Annotated in this window: 14 protein-coding genes; 9 read left to right on the forward strand and 5 right to left on the reverse strand. The window is 71.0% G+C overall.

Annotation, left to right across the window (positions count from 1 at the left end):
• The first annotated feature begins 2 nt into the window (after positions 1-2).
• From BLT25_RS08995 to BLT25_RS09010, 4 genes are read left to right on the forward strand one after another with little or no spacing between them, the layout of a single operon-like run.
• On the forward strand, positions 3-524 hold the full coding sequence (locus BLT25_RS08995; RefSeq protein WP_091044578.1) for a HutD/Ves family protein: 522 nt from the start codon (positions 3-5) through the stop codon (positions 522-524).
• Entirely contained in the window at positions 521-1,699 is a 1,179-nt protein-coding gene (locus BLT25_RS09000) for an NAD(P)/FAD-dependent oxidoreductase (protein WP_091044580.1), read from the forward strand. The genes BLT25_RS08995 and BLT25_RS09000 overlap by 4 nt, the downstream gene beginning before the upstream one ends.
• Positions 1,696-2,913, forward strand: a complete 1,218-nt coding sequence (locus BLT25_RS09005) for an allantoate amidohydrolase (RefSeq protein WP_091044583.1) — start codon at positions 1,696-1,698, stop codon at positions 2,911-2,913. The genes BLT25_RS09000 and BLT25_RS09005 overlap by 4 nt, the downstream gene beginning before the upstream one ends.
• A gap of 9 nt (positions 2,914-2,922) precedes the next feature.
• On the forward strand, positions 2,923-3,573 hold the full coding sequence (locus BLT25_RS09010; RefSeq protein WP_091044586.1) for a helix-turn-helix domain-containing protein: 651 nt from the start codon (positions 2,923-2,925) through the stop codon (positions 3,571-3,573).
• Here the strand turns inward: BLT25_RS09010 and BLT25_RS09015 are convergent, their stop codons facing one another.
• Both BLT25_RS09015 and BLT25_RS09020 read right to left on the reverse strand, forming a co-directional pair.
• Positions 3,574-4,800, reverse strand: a complete 1,227-nt coding sequence (locus tag BLT25_RS09015) for a TerC family protein (RefSeq protein ID WP_091044588.1) — start codon at positions 4,798-4,800, stop codon at positions 3,574-3,576. It abuts the gene before it with no gap.
• A 47-nt stretch (positions 4,801-4,847) separates the two neighbouring features.
• On the reverse strand, positions 4,848-5,468 hold the full coding sequence (locus BLT25_RS09020) for a TetR/AcrR family transcriptional regulator (protein WP_091044591.1): 621 nt from the start codon (positions 5,466-5,468) through the stop codon (positions 4,848-4,850).
• Between the two features lie 61 nt (positions 5,469-5,529).
• On the opposite strand from BLT25_RS09020, the gene BLT25_RS09025 reads away from it, so the two are divergent.
• Both BLT25_RS09025 and BLT25_RS09030 read left to right on the forward strand, forming a co-directional pair.
• Complete coding sequence (locus BLT25_RS09025) at positions 5,530-8,226, forward strand: MMPL family transporter (RefSeq protein ID WP_091044594.1); 2,697 nt, start codon at positions 5,530-5,532, stop codon at positions 8,224-8,226.
• Positions 8,223-10,313, forward strand: coding sequence for a YhgE/Pip domain-containing protein (locus BLT25_RS09030; protein ID WP_143033689.1), 2,091 nt, complete (start codon positions 8,223-8,225; stop codon positions 10,311-10,313). Before BLT25_RS09025 ends, BLT25_RS09030 begins: the two co-directional genes overlap by 4 nt.
• Before the next feature lie 81 nt (positions 10,314-10,394).
• Here the strand turns inward: BLT25_RS09030 and BLT25_RS09035 are convergent, their stop codons facing one another.
• Entirely contained in the window at positions 10,395-11,087 is a 693-nt protein-coding gene (locus BLT25_RS09035; RefSeq protein ID WP_091044598.1) for a nitroreductase, read from the reverse strand.
• Positions 11,088-11,299: 212 nt separating this feature from the next.
• Here BLT25_RS09035 and BLT25_RS09040 point away from each other — a divergent pair, with 212 nt between their 5' ends.
• The 3 genes from BLT25_RS09040 to BLT25_RS09050 all read left to right on the forward strand — a co-directional run bounded on the left by BLT25_RS09040 (position 11,300) and on the right by BLT25_RS09050 (position 14,264).
• Positions 11,300-12,187 (forward strand): hypothetical protein, encoded by an 888-nt coding sequence (locus BLT25_RS09040; protein WP_091044601.1) that lies wholly within the window; start codon positions 11,300-11,302, stop codon positions 12,185-12,187.
• Positions 12,188-12,269: 82 nt separating this feature from the next.
• Complete coding sequence (locus BLT25_RS09045; protein ID WP_091044603.1) at positions 12,270-13,037, forward strand: SDR family oxidoreductase; 768 nt, start codon at positions 12,270-12,272, stop codon at positions 13,035-13,037.
• A gap of 9 nt (positions 13,038-13,046) precedes the next feature.
• Positions 13,047-14,264 carry an acetyl-CoA C-acetyltransferase gene (locus tag BLT25_RS09050; RefSeq protein WP_091044605.1) on the forward strand — a complete coding sequence of 406 codons (1,218 nt, stop codon included), beginning with the start codon at positions 13,047-13,049 and terminating at the stop codon, positions 14,262-14,264.
• A gap of 117 nt (positions 14,265-14,381) precedes the next feature.
• On the opposite strand, the gene BLT25_RS09055 is transcribed toward BLT25_RS09050, so the two are convergent.
• Complete coding sequence (locus tag BLT25_RS09055; RefSeq protein ID WP_091044607.1) at positions 14,382-14,633, reverse strand: type II toxin-antitoxin system RelE family toxin; 252 nt, start codon at positions 14,631-14,633, stop codon at positions 14,382-14,384.
• Entirely contained in the window at positions 14,630-14,890 is a 261-nt protein-coding gene (locus BLT25_RS09060) for a ribbon-helix-helix protein, CopG family (RefSeq protein WP_091044610.1), read from the reverse strand. The genes BLT25_RS09055 and BLT25_RS09060 overlap by 4 nt, the downstream gene beginning before the upstream one ends.
• Positions 14,891-14,942: the final 52 nt, after the last annotated feature.

Below are 14,942 nucleotides of genomic sequence, written 5' to 3' on the forward strand. Positions count from 1 at the left end.
CGATGCCCGGGCCGGCGCACGTCCTCATCGACAGCGGGGACGTGGCGCCGGTGCCGTGGCGCAACGGGCTCGGGCGCACCCGCGAGCTGCTCGTGGGCCCCGGGTGGCGACTCAGCCTCGCCGACCTCGCCGCACCCGGCCCGTTCTCGTCGTTCCCCGACAGCGACCGGGTGCACCTGCCCCTCGAGGGCGGCTACGCGCTGGTGGTCGGCGGCCACCCGATCCAGGCCCGTGCCCTCCAGCCGGTGGGCTTCCCGGGCGAGGCTCCGGTGGTGCTGCAGGACCTGGAGCGGCCGACCTCCGCGCTCAATCTGATCACCGACCGGTCGATCTGCAGCGGCACGCTCCTCGTGGCCCGCCACGAGGGCACGGTCACCTGGCCGGCGTACGTCCGGGCGGTGGTGCTGCTCGATCGGCCCACGCCGCTGGTCGCCGTGGCCGGCGACGAGCCGCTCACCCTCCACCTCACCGGCGGTCCCGTCGCCGAGGTCCATATCCCCGAACCCAAGGAGCACCAGTCATGACCGGCAATCGAGTCGTCATCGTCGGCGGCGGGCTGATCGGCCTCTCGATCGCTCGCGCGCTGACCGAACGCGGCATCGGCGACGTACTCGTCCTCGAGCGGCACAGCCTCGCCAGCGGCGGGACCGGAAAGTCCAGCGGCATCGTCCGCGCCCACTACGGCGTCCCGTCGATCGCCGCGATGGCCTGGCGCAGCCTGCCGGTCATCGAGAAGCTCGGTGACGCCGTCGGCTTCCGGCAGGTCGGCTACACCGTCATCGTCGGCGAGGAGAACGAGGAGCCGCTGCGTGCCAACATCGCCATGCACCAGTCGCTGGGCATCGAGGCCGAGATGCTCGACGTCGACGAGCTGGCCGCGCTGTGGCCGATGATGAACGTCGAGGACGTCGCCGCGGCGGCGATCGAACGTCGAGGCGGGTACGCCGACGCCTCCCAGCTCGCGCTCCACTTCGGCCAGGTCGCCCGCGAGAAGGGCGCGAAGGTCCGGCAGAACACCCCGGTCGCGCGCGTCCTGACCCAGGGCGACAAGGTCACCGGCGTCGCGCTGGAGTCCGGCGAGGTGATCGAGGCCGACACCGTGATCGTCGCCGCCGGCTGGTGGTCGGCGAAGCTCCTCGCCGACCTCGGCCTCGACTTCCCCATCGAGGGCTACCGCTCGGAGCTGCTCATCGTCGACGCGGGCGTCCCGCTCGTCGATGTGCCCGTGGTCTCCGACCTGGTCAGCCTGCAGTACTGCCGGATCGAGGGCTCCGGTCAGTTCCTCGTCGGCAACAGCGACCACGGCGACCACGAGAACCGCTACGTCGACCCCGACGACTACTCCAACATCGCCAGCGAGGCCGGCATCGAGAAGTACGCCGAGAAGGTCATGCACCGCTTCCCGGGCTTCCCGGACCCCTCGGTGACCCACACCTACGCCGGCGTCTACGACGTCCCGCCCGACTGGAACCCGGTCATCGCGCCGGTCGGCCCGGACGGGCTCGTGCTCTGCGCCGGCTTCGCCGGCCACGGCTTCAAGATCAGCCCGGCGGTCGGGGACCTGGTCGCCGATCTCGTGCTCGAGGGCGACAGCACCGACCCGGACGTACCGGCCCGCGACTTCCGCTTCGAACGGTTCGCCGAGGGCGACCTGCTCCGCAGCCCGCACCCGTACGTCGGCGCGGGGGAGATGCGATGAGCGGCCCTCGCCCCGACACCGTCAGCGGGCTGCTCGCCGAGATCGCCGACATCGGCCGGGACCCGGTCCGAGGTGGCTACTCCAGGCCGGTGCTGTCGGGAGCGGAGCTGAGCCTGCGCGAATGGTTCGTCGCCCACGCCGACAAGCGCGGTCTCGAGGTGACCACCGACCGCAACGGCGTCATCTGGGCCTGGCACACGCCGGACGGCAGCTATGCCGACGCCGTGGTCACCGGGTCCCACCTCGACTCCGTCCCCGGTGGCGGCGCCTACGACGGCCCGCTCGGTGTCGCCTCCGCGCTGGTCGCCTTCGACCGGCTGTCGGCGGCCGGTGTCGGTGGTCGGCCGCGGGCGATCGCGGTGTTCCCCGAGGAGGAGGGCTCCCGGTTCGGCGTCGCCTGCCTGGGCTCCCGGCTGCTGACCGGAGCCATCGATCCGGCGCGCGCCCTGGCGCTGGCGGACCCCGGCGGGCGTACGTTCGCGGAGGCGTTGCGGGCGGCGGGCGCGACGCCGGAGCATCTGGGCCCGGACCCCGAGGCGCTGGGCCGGATCGGGACCTTCGTCGAGCTCCACGTCGAGCAGGGCCGGGGGCTGATCGACCTCGGTCAGCCGGTCGCCGTCGGCTCCTCGATCCTCGGCCACGGCCGCTGGCGGGTGACCCTCTCCGGAGCCGGCAACCACGCCGGCACCACGCTCATGTCGGACCGTCGCGACCCGATGGTGGCCGCCGGTGCGCTCGTCGTCGGGGTGCGGCGACTGGCCCGTGAGGTCCCCGAGGCGCGGGCGACCGTCGGCCGGCTTGTGCCGACCCCCGGCGGCACGAACGTCATCGCCTCACGTGTGGACCTCTGGCTCGACGTACGTCATCACGACGACGCCACGACGCTCGCCCTCGTCGAGCGGATCCGGCAGGAGGCCGAGCTCGCGGCCGCGGAGGAGGGGTGCTCGGCGGTCATGGCCGAGGAGTCGTTCAGCGCCACGGTCGACTTCGACGCCGGGCTGCGCGACGAGCTCTGCGAGGTGCTGCCGGGCGCTCCGGTGCTCGCGACCGGCGCCGGCCACGACGCCGGGGTGCTCAAGGCCCACGTGCCCACCGCGATGCTCTTCGTACGCAACCCCACCGGTGTCTCGCACGCTCCTGACGAAGCGGTCGAGGACGTCGACGCCGAGCACGGTGCCCTCGCCCTGGCGCATACGCTCGAGCATCTCGCCTAGGCTTCCCGCGTGGGCACCGAGCAGGAAGACCTGATCCGCAACACCGCAGGCATCGCGCGCGACCGCGACCCCGGGGCGGTGGCGGAGGAGCTTGCGCTCGAGAACGCGATCGGTGCGAACGTACGCGCCCTACGGTTGCGCTACGAGCTCTCCGTCACCGAGCTGGCCGACCGCATCGGCATCTCCAAGGCGATGCTGTCGAAGATCGAGAACGCCCAGACCTCGTGCAGCCTCGGCACCCTGGCCCGCCTCGCCCACGGACTCGACGTCCCGGTCTCCGCGCTGATCCGCGGCGCTGACGGCGAGCGTGAAGCCTCCTATACGAAGGCCGGACAGGGCGCGGAGATCACCCGCACGGGCACCAAGCAGGGCCATGCCTACGAGCTGCTCGGTGCGCTGCGCGGCGAGCACAAGCGGCTGGAGTGCCTGATGGTCACGCTCTCCGAGGACAGCGAGGTCTACCCCCTCTTCCAGCACCCCGGGACCGAGTTCCTGCACATGCTCGAGGGCGTCATGGACTACGGCCACGGCCGCTCGGTCTACCGGATGGAGCCGGGCGACTCGCTCACCCTCGACGGGGAGGGGCCTCACGGCCCGACGGGCCTGGTGCAGCTGCCGGTCCGGTTCCTCTCCGTGATCGCCTTCCCCGACGGCACCTGACTACTCCTCGCGGAGGATCTTCGGGGGGCCTGCGGGGGTGGCCTCGCCGCGCTCGACGGCGGCGTTGTGGCTGGCGAGGGCGCGTTCGAGGAGCTCCATGAGAGGGGTCTCGTCGCGGGCCGTCTGCAGCGACTTCGGGCCGAGGGAGACGATGAGGTCGCGCTCGGCGAGGAGTGCGTTGTGGATGCGCTCGCGCTCGGCCGGGTCGGCGGTGTATTCGGAGTCGAGGTAGGCGGCGGCGTGGCGGCGGGCGTTGTTGATGGCGTTCTTCGTGCGACCGCGCTTGCTGAAGAGCGAGGCGACGATGGTGACGACGAGGACACCGAGGATGACGGTCAGGGAGAGGCCGGTGCTGATCTCGACCACGTGCACGGGGTCGCCGTCGTTGATGAACGGGACGTTGTTCTCGTGGAGGGCGTGCAGGATCAGCTTGACGCCGATGAAGGCGAGGATCGCGGCCAGTCCGTAGGACAGGTAGATGAGCCGGTCGAGCAGGCCGTCGAGCAGGAAGTAGAGCTGGCGTAGGCCGAGCAGCGAGAACGCGGTCGCGGTGAAGACGATGTAGACGTTCTGGGTGAGGCCGAAGATCGCCGGGATCGAGTCGAGGGCGAAGAGGATGTCGGTGCCGCCGATGGCGACCATGACCAGCAGCATCGGGGTCAGGATGCGCTTGCCGTCCTCCACCGTGAAGAGCTTGTCGCCGTCGTAGTGCTCGCTGACGTGGAACAGCCGCCGGGCCAGGCGGACGACGAAGTTCTCCCCGTGGGAGTCGTCGTCGGGCTTGAGCATGTTGCCGGCCGTCATCAGCAGGATGAGGCCGAACAGGTAGAAGACCCAGGCGAAGGTGTTGATCAGGGCAGCGCCCACGAAGATGAACCCGGTGCGCGCGATCAGCGAGAAGGTGATCCCGAAGAGGAGCACCTTCTGCTGGTCCTCGCGGGGCACCCGGAAGCTGGTCATGATGATCAGGAAGACGAACAGGTTGTCGACCGAGAGCGCCTTCTCGGTGATGTAGCCGGCGAAGTACTCCCCGCCCATCGCGCCGCCGCCGAAGACCAGCACGCCGACGCCGAACAGGAGCGCGATCGCGACGTAGATCGCCGACCAGGTCGCGGACTCCCTCAGCGTGGGCGTGTGGGCCTTGCGTACGTGGAAGACGTAGTCGAACGCGAGCAGGCCGACGATCGCGGCCACGGTGACCAGCCACACCCATGTCGGTGCGCCCATGTGACAACCCCCTGAGAATCGACCCGAGAGTGGGACCGGACCTCAGCCTAGGCGGAGGCCCTCGGGATCGACAGCCCATCGATGATCTGCGGGAGCGCGTCTTCGAGAAGCCGGTCGGCACGGGGGTCCTCGGGGCGGATCGTACGCATCGTGACGCTGTGCAGGAACACGCCCATCATCGTCTGGGCGAGGAGGTCGCTCGGCATCGTGGAGGTGCGGTCGAGGCGGTCCAGGGCGAGGTCGACGACCTCGACGAGCTGCTCGCTGAGCGCCGTGAACGTCGCAGAGCTGATCTCTCGCGCATCGGCGTCACGCAGACTCTGCAGCACCACCTCGCTCTGCAGGACGAACCAGCGGTCCTGGAGCGGGCGGATCGCGTCGAAGGCCGCGCCGATCAGTGATCCGCTCGAGTCGGCGTCGCTGTGCTCGCCGACGGCGGTGCGTACGGCCGCGATCAACCGCTCCGACTCCTCCTTGAACGCCTCGAGCAGCACCTCCTCGACGCTGCCGAAGTTGGAGTAGAACGCTCCGCGCGTGTAGCCGGCCGCGCTGACCAGGTCGTCGACGGTGACCCGGCGCGCCCCACGCTCGACGAAGACGTCGACGGCCGCGGACAGCAGCCGGGCGCGGGTGTTCGTACGTCGCCTGGGGGCCTTCACCTCGGTCATGTAGCAATCCTCACATACGCCGACGATACAGTTTCGTATTGAATGCGTTAATGTATCGAACGTGTCCTCCTACCTCTACCGCCTCGGCCGACAGGTCGCGCGCCACGCCAAGACCGTGCTGGCGCTCTGGCTCCTGCTCGCGGTGCTCCTGGGTGCGCTGACGGTCTCGCTCGGCGGCAAGCTCCAGAACGACTTCACGATCCCCGGCACAGAGTCCCAGCAGGGTCTGGACGCGCTCACGCAGCGCTTCCCCGAGGTCTCCGGGACCTCTGCCCAGCTGGTCTTCGTCGCTCCCGAGGGGGAGAAGATCGTCGACCACCGCCAGGAGATCGAGAAGGTGCTCGCGGAGGTCGAGAAGGTGGACCACGTCGCGACGGTCACCGACCCGCTCGCGAAGGACAGCAGGACGGTCAGCGACAACGGCCGGGACGCGCTCGCGACGGTGCAGTTCGACCTCGGTCTCGACGAGCTCCCCGAGGGCGTGACCTCGGATCTGGAGAGCGCCGCCGAGCTGCCGGCGGGGTCTGCGCTGGAGCTCCACATCGGTGGCGATGCGTACTCCGTCACCGGGGTGCACGTCAGCGCGACCGAGGCGATCGGGATCCTCATCGCCCTGCTGGTCCTGGCGATCACGTTCGGGTCGCTGCTGGCCGCCGGCCTGCCGATCCTGACCGCGCTGCTCGGGGTGGCGATCGCGATGGCGGGGATCTTCTCGGTCGCCGCGGTCACCACGATCTCGGCCACCACCCCGACGCTCGCGCTGATGATCGGTCTCGCGGTCGGGATCGACTACGCGCTCTTCGTGATCGCCAGGCACCGCAGCCAGCTCGCCGCCGGTCTCGGGGTGGAGGAGTCGATCGCCCGGGCGCTCGCCACCGCCGGCAGCGCGGTCATCTTCGCGGGTGTCACGGTCATCATCGCCTTGTGCGGGCTCGTGGTCGCGGGCATCCCGTTCCTGGCGGTGATGGGGTACGCAGCGGCCTCCGCCGTCCTGGTCGCCGTGCTCGTCGCGCTCACCGCCGTGCCGGCGCTCCTCGCGGTCGCGGGTGAGCGGCTGCGTCCGAAGCCTGGGTCTCGGGCCCACCGGCGTGAGGCTGTCGCGGAGGGGCGGCCTCACGCCACCCTCGGGGCTCGGTGGGTGCGGCTGGTGACCAAGGTGCCGGTCCTCACCGTCGTGGTCTCGCTGCTGGTGATCGCCGTCCTGGCGATCCCTGCGCGCGACCTCGCGCTGGGGCTCAACGACAACGGCAGCGCCGAGCCGGGAAGCAGTCAGCGGGAGACGTACGACCTGATCAGCCGTGACTTCGGGCCCGGCTACAACGCGCCGCTGTTCGTGACCGCGGACATCATCGACACCACCGACCCGATCGGGGTGATGGACTCTCTGGGCAAGGCGTTGGGGGCTCATGACGGGGTCCAGAAGGTCGCGCTGGCCACGCCGAACCGGACCGCCGATCTCGGGCTCGTGGTGATCTACCCGACCACCGAGAAGAGCGACCCGGCGACGGCCGCGCTCGTCGAGGAGATCCGCGCGGACTCGGCCGAGCTCGAGGAGCGGTTCGGGATCGAGGACGTCATGGTCACCGGGCAGACCGCGGTCGCGATCGACGTCAGCGCTCGTCTCTCCGGAGCGATCCTGCCGTTCGGGGCCGTCGTCGTCGGGCTGTCGCTGATCCTGCTGACGATCGTGTTCCGCTCGATCGCGGTCCCGCTGAAGGCGACGCTGGGCTACGTCCTGTCGGTGGCCGCCTCGTTCGGAGTGGTCGCCGCGGTCTTCGAGTGGGGTTGGGGCGCTGAGCTCTTGAACGTCGCGAAGGTCGGTCCGGTGATCGCGTTCTTCCCGATCATCCTGATGGGCGTGCTCTTCGGGCTGGCGATGGACTACGAGGTCTTCCTGGTCTCCCGGATGCGGGAGGACTACGTCCACACCGGCGACGCGCGGGCTTCCGTGGACAGCGGCTTCGCCGCCAGCGCCCGGGTCGTCACCGCCGCGGCTCTCATCATGATCGGAGTCTTCGCCGCCTTCGTGCCCAACGGCGACCCGATCGTGAAGCCGATGGCGCTGGGCCTCACCGTGGGGGTGCTCGTGGACGCGTTCCTGGTGCGGATGACGCTGGTTCCGGCCGTGCTCACGCTGCTCGGGCGGGGTGCCTGGTGGCTGCCGGGCTGGCTGGACCGGCGGCTGCCGGTCCTCGACATCGAGGGCGAGGCGCTCGTCCACCACCTCGAGCACGTCGACTACGTCGCCGCCAACGGTGAGGTCGCGGTCCGGGCGCGGCAGGTCGAGGTTTCGGGGGCGCTCGCGCCGCTCGACCTTCACGTGCGGCCGGGAGGGCTCGGGATCGTCCATGGGGCCGATCCGGTCGCGCGATCCGCTGCCCTCGCCGCGTTCACCGGGCGGCTCGCCTTCACCGGGCAGCTGGTGGTGCTCGACCGGCTGCTGCCGGAGGAGGCGGGCGCGGTACGCGCCCGGGCCGCGCTCGTCGGCGACGTCGCGGAGGCACTCCGGCTCGTGGGCGCCCGGCGGGTGCCGGCGCTGGTCGCCGTCGACAGCCCGACCTCGCTCGACAGCGGGCAGCTCGCGGCGCTGTCCGCGCTGACCTCGCGAGGCACGACGGTCCTGCTCGGGATGCCGTCGTTGCCCGCGGTGCCGCAGGTCGCGGACGCGCTCGCTCATGCCGCGCCCGCACGCACCTCAGCCGATCCTGAGCTCACCGACCCTGCGGCTTCGGTCGCCGACCTGGAGACAGTCCGATGAAACGTACGAAATCATGGTGGTCGGGCCGCCGCCTGGTGGCCGCCGCGATCCTGCTCCCGGTCGTCGTGACGGCGCTCGCGCTCGTCGCGCTCAGCGACCGCGCCGAGCACCTCGACGAGGTGCCCGCCGCGGTGGTCAACCTCGACGAGCCGGTGACGACGGGGAGCGGGAAGGACAAGCAGACGGTCTACGCCGGCCGCGCGCTCGCCGCGGACCTGGTCTCCTCCTCGGGTTCTGGCTCGTCGAGCCCCACGCTCGGCTGGGAGCTCACCGACGAGGAGGACGCGCGCTCGGGCTATGCGGACGGGACGTACGCGGCGGTGATCACGATCCCCGCGGACCTGTCCAAGACGCTGTCGGGGGTGCAGGGGAGCGACCCGAGCGCCGGCCGGGTCAGCGTCGAGGCGTCCGACGCCTCCAGCGAGGTGACCGCCGAGATCGCCCGGCAGGTCGCGCGCCAGTCGGCCTCGACCCTGGGGCGTACGGTCACGACGACCTACCTCGACGGGGTCCGGGACCAGACCGGGAAGCTCAAGACCAGCCTGGACTCGGCCGCCGACGGTGCCGACCAGCTCGCCGACGGCACGGCTGCCGCCGACTCGGGTGCCGAGAAGGTCGCCGACGGGGCGAATGCGCTCAGCTCCGGTGCGTCCGGCGCTGCCGACGGCGCCTCGCAGGTCGCGGGCGGGCTCGACACGCTCGCCGGCGGGACCGCTCAGCTGGAGACCGGGGCGGGGTCGCTGGCCGGGGGCGCGGGCAAGGCGTCGAAGGGCGCGTCCTCGCTCGCCGCCGGTGCCGAGGAGCTGAGCGGCGGGCTCGACCAGCTGGAGAGGTCGACCGCGGGGCTCCCGTCGCAGGCCTCGTCGCTCGCGACCGGCGCCTCGCAGGTGTCGGAGGGAGTGGCCGGCTACACCCAGCTCGCCAAGGGCTGGGCGCAGGCGTGCGCGAGCGACCCGCTGCTCGCGGCCTCCAAGCCGCAGCTGTGCGGCGCCACCGCCTCGGCGGTCGGCTCCGGCGGCGGGCAGGCCGACCAGCTCGCCGCAGGAGCGGCGCAGGTCGCCTCGGGGGCTTCGGCGCTGTCGCAGGCGGCTCCTGAGCTGAGCGGAGGGATCGCCTCGGCGGCCGACGGTGCCGACTCGGTCGCGTCCGGGGCGTCCCGGGTCGCCGACGCCAACGCGCGTCTCGCCAAGGGGGCGCGTGAGCTCGAGTCCGGTCTCGGGGAGGCCAACGACGGCGCCACTGCGCTGGCCTCCGGGGCCGATCAGCTCGCGTCCGGGACCAAGCAGCTCCAGAGCGGTTCGGCTTCGCTGGCCTCCGGTGCCGACTCGCTGGCCTCCGGTACGTCCTCGCTGACCGAGGGTGCCGACTCGCTCGCCTCGGGTCTCGACGACGGTGCCTCGCAGATCGCGGTTCCCGGTGAGAAGCAGGCCGAGGTCGTCGCCGACCCGGTACAGGTCTCGGTCGCCTCCGACACCTCCACCTCAGGGGCGACCCGGCTGGCACCGACGGTGATCGCGCTGGCGCTGTGGCTCGGTGCGCTCGCGATCTACCTGCTCCGTCCGGCCTTCCCCGCCGGGCGGCTGCGGGACGCGCTCACGGCGCGGCGGCTCACCTTCGCCGGTCTGTGGCCGGCGGCTCTCGTCGGGCTGGCGCAGGCGGTGCTCCTCGTGGTGGCTGCCGATCTTCTCGGCGCCGATCTCGCGCAGCCGATCGCCACGGTCGGGATCGCGGTGCTCGCCGCGTCGGTGTTCGTCGCCGTCCACCAGGCCGTCGTCGCGCTCGCCGGCCAGCGTCGTGGCTGGTTGATCTCGCTCGCCTTCCTCGCCCTGCAGCTGGTCTCCCTCGGCGGGCTGCTGCCGGTCGCCGCCGCGTCTGCGCCGTTCGGTGCGCTCGCGGGCATCCTGCCGGTCCCGCTCGCCGCCGAGGCACTCCGCGGGGTCGCCGTCGCGCAGAGCGGTGCCGCGGTCGGTGCACCGGTCGGGGGCCTGGTCCTCTGGCTCCTGCTCGCGGTGGCGGTCAGCCTCTTCGCGGCGGGTCGGGCGCAGCGTACGTCTGTGGCGGAGATCCGCGGGGCAGCGCACGTGTAACACGTCGTTCGTAGGACTATCCGGTCGTTCTAATAGGGCGAGAAGTCCTACGAACGACGTGTTACAGCATTTCGCGCCGGCTCAGAGCGAGGTGTCGTGCAGCACGATGTGCTCGTCGAGCGGTGCCCGGCCGACGTCGAGCCGGTTCACTGCGGCGTCGGGGTCGGCGGTGCCGAAGGAGATGCCGTAGAGCAGCTTGAGGTCGGCGGGCAGGCCGAGGTGGGCGCGGACGGTGTCGGCGAAGAGGCCGTGCATGCCCTGGGGCACGCCGTGGTAGCCGCGGGCGGTGAGGGAGAGCAGGAAGTTCTGGGCGTACATGCCGACGTCGTTGGCGGCGCGCACGACATCGCCGAGCTCCGGTACGAAGAGCAGGGCCACGTGCGGCGCACCGTAGAAGCGGAGGTTCTCGGCGACGGCCTTGGTGCGGCCGGCGGCGTCCTCGCGGGCGATGCCCAGAGCGCCGTAGAGATCGGCCCCGGTCTGCTGAGAGCGCTGGACGTGGACGCTGTCGTCGGCACCGTACGTCGTGGTGAAGTCGGGGCTCATCTGGCCGGCCTCGAACGCCTTGAGCATCGCCTCGCTGAGGCGCTCGCGGGCCTCACCGGAGAAGACGTGGACCTCCCACGGCTGGGTGTTGCTGTGCGACGGGGCGCGCTGGGCGTCCTCGAGCGCACCGCGGATGTCGTCGGCGGGCACGGGGTCGGGCAGGAAGGCTCGCGCGGAGCGGCGCGAGCGGATCACGTCCGTGAAGGTGTCGACGGCGGTCGTGGTCACAAGGAGTTCCTCTCAGGTCTGCCGAGGCCGATGGCCTCGATCCACTCCTGACGCAAGACGGAGAGACTCTCCGGTATTCCCGGCGGCGGTGTCGAGGTGGCCCATCACACAATCCGGGGCTACCCGGTTCGGGTGATACCCGGGGATCGGACAGAGGCCTTTACCGGGGTGCGACGAAGACTCGAGTTCCGACCTATCCGAGGGGGAAACCCATGATCCGAAAGCTCGTCTGTGCGGTCGCGGCGGGGGTCGCCGCGGCGGCGCTCTGGTCGATGCCGGCCTCGTCTGCACCCTTGCTGCAGCTATCCGGCGCGATCTTCACCACCGACGTCACCGGTGCGCCCGTCAACCTCAACCACTACGCCGCCAAGGAGGACGTCTATCTGAACGGTGGTCCCGGCATCAATGCGCCCGATGACGCTGCCGGACTGCCCGCCGGGATCTACGCCTTCCAGGTGACCGATCCTTCCGGCAAGACGCTGCTCTCCACCGATCCGGTCGCCTGCCGCCGGGTCGAGGTCGACGCCAGCGGCCGCTTCGTCAGCGTCGCCCCGAGCGGCGTCTGCGCTCACGCGACCGGCACCGACGCGGAGGACGCCGGCATCACCGTGCAGCTGTTCCCGTACTTCGACACCCCGAACAACGGTGGCGAGTACAAGGTCTGGCTGACCCCGTACGACGCGCTCGACCCGACCGCTCCGGGCAACCGGCACGGTTTCGTCCCCGCCGACAGCAAGACCGACAACTTCAAGGTCAAGGCGAAGGCGATCGTCGAGATCGACACCCGGTTCTCGCGACACGGTGGACCGTTCATCGACGGGCTGGCTGCCCACTGGACCGACACCCTGGGTGCGCACAACGTGAAGTACTCCGAGTACAACCCGGCGGTCCTCGCGTTCCACGAGGCGCACGTCGAGGCCGCGGAGGCGGGCCTGCACAAGATCACCGTGACCGACCAGGCCGGCTGCGAGATCGAGGACGTGCACCACGCCGGGCAGACCTTCCTCCCCGGCGCGAACGGCTCGGTCACCGTCGCGGTCCAGGTCAAGAAGCACATGAGCGGGGAGCACACCTACTGGGTGGACGTGCACTGCGTCTGAGGCACTGTTTCCGAACTCTCTGATCCGGTCACCGCGGCCATCAACCTAGCATTTGCTTGGTAGGCGCTCTAGACTGCCGCACATGGCAGTCGAGATCGACTTCAGCGGCAAGGTGGTCGCGGTGACCGGTGGTGCCCGCGGTGTGGGCGCCGGGATCGTCGCGCGGTTCCTCGAGGCCGGCGCGGAGGTCGAGATCTGCGGCCGAAACGCACCCGAGGAAATGCCCGTCGTGGACGGGCGCAAGCCGGCCTTCTCGCAGGTCGACGTGCGAGACCCGGAGCAGGTCGCGGCCTGGATCGGCGCCATCACCGACCGGCTCGGGCGGCTCGACGTGGTCGTCAACAACGCCGGGGGAGCGCCGTACGCCGACTTCGCGACCGCGTCGCCGCGCTTCCACGAGAAGATCTCCGCGCTCAACTTCCTCGCCACCGCCTACGTCAGCCAGGCGGCGTACGAGGCGTTGAAGGTCTCGCGCGGATCCATCGTCAACATCAGCTCGATCTCGGCACGGCGGCCCAGTCCCGGGACCGCGGTCTACGGGGCCGCCAAGGCTGCCGTCGAGAGCCTGACCGGGTCGCTCGCGGTGGAGTGGGCTCCGGACGTACGCGTCAACGCCATCTCCTGCGGGCTCGTCGCCACGCCGGGGTCCGAGGACCACTACGGCAGCCCGGAGCAGCGGGCCGCGGTGGCCGCGACCATCCCGCGCGGCGTCTTCGCGACCCCCGAAGAGGTCGGCGACGCCTGCCTCATGCTCGCCTCCCCGCTCGCCGTGCACGTCACCGGCGCCGTCCTCGCCGTCGACGGCGGCGGCGAGTGGCCCGCCTTCCTCCAGCACACCCCCAACTCCTGAGGAGCCCCCATGCCTGAAGCCGTCATCGTCTCCGCCGCCCGCTCGCCCATCGGCCGCGCCTTCAAGGGATCGCTCAAGGACCTGCGGCCCGACGAGCTGGCCGAGCAGGTCGTACGCAGCGCCCTCGCGTCGGTTCCGGAGCTGGACCCGACGCGGATCGACGACCTGATGATGGGCTGTGCCCAGCCCGCGGGGGAGCAGGGCTACAACATCGGCCGGGTCGTCGGCGTACGTCTGGGCCTGGACGCCGTGCCCGGCACCACGGTCCACCGCTACTGCGCATCCTCGCTGCAGACCACCCGGATGGCCTTCCACGCGATCCGTGCGGGGGAGGGAGATGCGTTCGTCTCCGCCGGGGTCGAGTGCGTGTCCCGCTACGAGCGCGGCAAGGCCGACGGGATGCCGGACACCAAGGCCGAGGAGTTCCTCAAGGCGGGCGAGCGCGGTGCCGCCCGGGTGGCCGCGGGCGAAGCCTGGACCGACCCTCGCGAGTCCGGCGACCTGCCCGACTACCACCTCGCGATGGGCGAGACCGCCGAGAACGTCGCCGAGATGTACGGCGTCACGCGCGAGGCACAGGACGAGTGGGGCGTACGTTCCCAGAACCGCGCCGAGGCCGCCGCCGCCCGGGGCTTCTGGGAGCGGGACATCACGCCCGTGACGCTGCCGTCGGGTGAGATCGTGGCCACGGACGACGGGCCGCGTGCCGGGGTCACCCTGGAGAAGGTCGCCGGGCTCAAGCCGGTGTTCCGCGAGAACGGCACCGTCACCGCCGGCAACTGCTGTCCGCTCAACGACGGCGCGGCCGCCCTGGTGATCATGAGCGACGTACGCGCCGCCGAGCTCGGCATCACGCCCCTGGCCCGGATCGTGTCGACAGGTGTCTCCGGGCTCTCGCCCGAGATCATGGGCCTCGGGCCGGTCGAGGCGTCCCGCCAGGCGCTCGCACGCGCCGGGCTCACCGCCGACGACATCGACCTGGTGGAGATGAACGAGGCCTTCGCCGCCCAGGTGCTCCCCAGCGTCGCGCAGATCGGCCTGGACCCCGAGCGGGTCAACGTCAACGGCGGCGCGATCGCCCTCGGCCACCCCTTCGGCTCCACCGGCGCCCGCCTCACGACCACGCTCCTCCACGGTCTGCAGGAGACCGGCGGCCGCTACGGCCTCGAGACCATGTGTGCCGCCGGCGGCCAGGGGATGGCGCTGGTCATCGAGCGGCTGAACTGATCTGGCTGGTCGCATCAGACCTGTAACACGCTGTTCGTAGTACTACTCGCCCTATCAGATAGGGCGAGTAGTACTACGAACAGCGTGTTACACGTGTGCCGGCGGCTCAAGCGGCGGCTAGACGCTCCGGCGACCCAGGTGGATGACGGCGACGGTGATGCGGCGCTCCTCGACCACGTACACGATGCGGTAGCGGCCGACGCGGAGGCGGTAGCGGTCCTTGCCCCATGCGTAGGCGCCGACGTCGCGCGGGGTCTCGGCGAGGGAGTCGACGGTGTCGAAGACCTGGATCAGGCCGATCGGGTCGTCGTCGACGTACGTCTCGGCCGACTGCAACGCCTCGTCGGCCCAGACGACTTGATAGGTCACTCGCCGAGCGGGCGGTCGAGACCGAGGGCGCGGCGGGCCTCGGCATGCGGGGTGTAGCTGACCTCGCCGAGCTCGCGGCGCAGGGAATAGCGCGCGATGGCGAGATCGTCCTCGAGATCCTCGATGCGCCGGTCGTGGTCGTTGAGGTAGGCGCGGATGGCCTCGCGGGCGATCTCCTGCTTCGACCGGTTCTCTGTCCGGGCGCGATCGGACAGCAGCCGGTCGTCGGCCTCGCTGAGTCGCAGAGTCATAGCCATGGACCCACTGTAACCCCGCGTGGTATCACGCGGTATCGTACGTGTGTCCGAA

It is taken from the genome of Nocardioides sp. YR527 (assembly GCF_900101045.1).
Classification (GTDB): domain Bacteria; phylum Actinomycetota; class Actinomycetes; order Propionibacteriales; family Nocardioidaceae; genus Nocardioides.

Bases quoted from the DNA above. Each gene is read 5' to 3' on its own strand.
- BLT25_RS09050 (WP_091044605.1), top strand. From the start codon at position 13,047: ATGCCTGAAGCCGTCATCGTCTCCGCCGCCCGCTCGCCCATCGGCCGC.
- BLT25_RS08995 (WP_091044578.1), top strand. From the start codon at position 3: ATGCCCGGGCCGGCGCACGTCCTCATCGACAGCGGGGACGTGGCGCCG.
- BLT25_RS09045 (WP_091044603.1), top strand. From the start codon at position 12,270: ATGGCAGTCGAGATCGACTTCAGCGGCAAGGTGGTCGCGGTGACCGGT.
- BLT25_RS09020 (WP_091044591.1), bottom strand. From the start codon at position 5,468: ATGACCGAGGTGAAGGCCCCCAGGCGACGTACGAACACCCGCGCCCGG.
- BLT25_RS09015 (WP_091044588.1), bottom strand. From the start codon at position 4,800: ATGGGCGCACCGACATGGGTGTGGCTGGTCACCGTGGCCGCGATCGTC.
- BLT25_RS09005 (WP_091044583.1), top strand. From the start codon at position 1,696: ATGAGCGGCCCTCGCCCCGACACCGTCAGCGGGCTGCTCGCCGAGATC.
- BLT25_RS09000 (WP_091044580.1), top strand. From the start codon at position 521: ATGACCGGCAATCGAGTCGTCATCGTCGGCGGCGGGCTGATCGGCCTC.
- BLT25_RS09060 (WP_091044610.1), bottom strand. From the start codon at position 14,890: ATGGCTATGACTCTGCGACTCAGCGAGGCCGACGACCGGCTGCTGTCC.
- BLT25_RS09040 (WP_091044601.1), top strand. From the start codon at position 11,300: ATGATCCGAAAGCTCGTCTGTGCGGTCGCGGCGGGGGTCGCCGCGGCG.
- BLT25_RS09030 (WP_143033689.1), top strand. From the start codon at position 8,223: ATGAAACGTACGAAATCATGGTGGTCGGGCCGCCGCCTGGTGGCCGCC.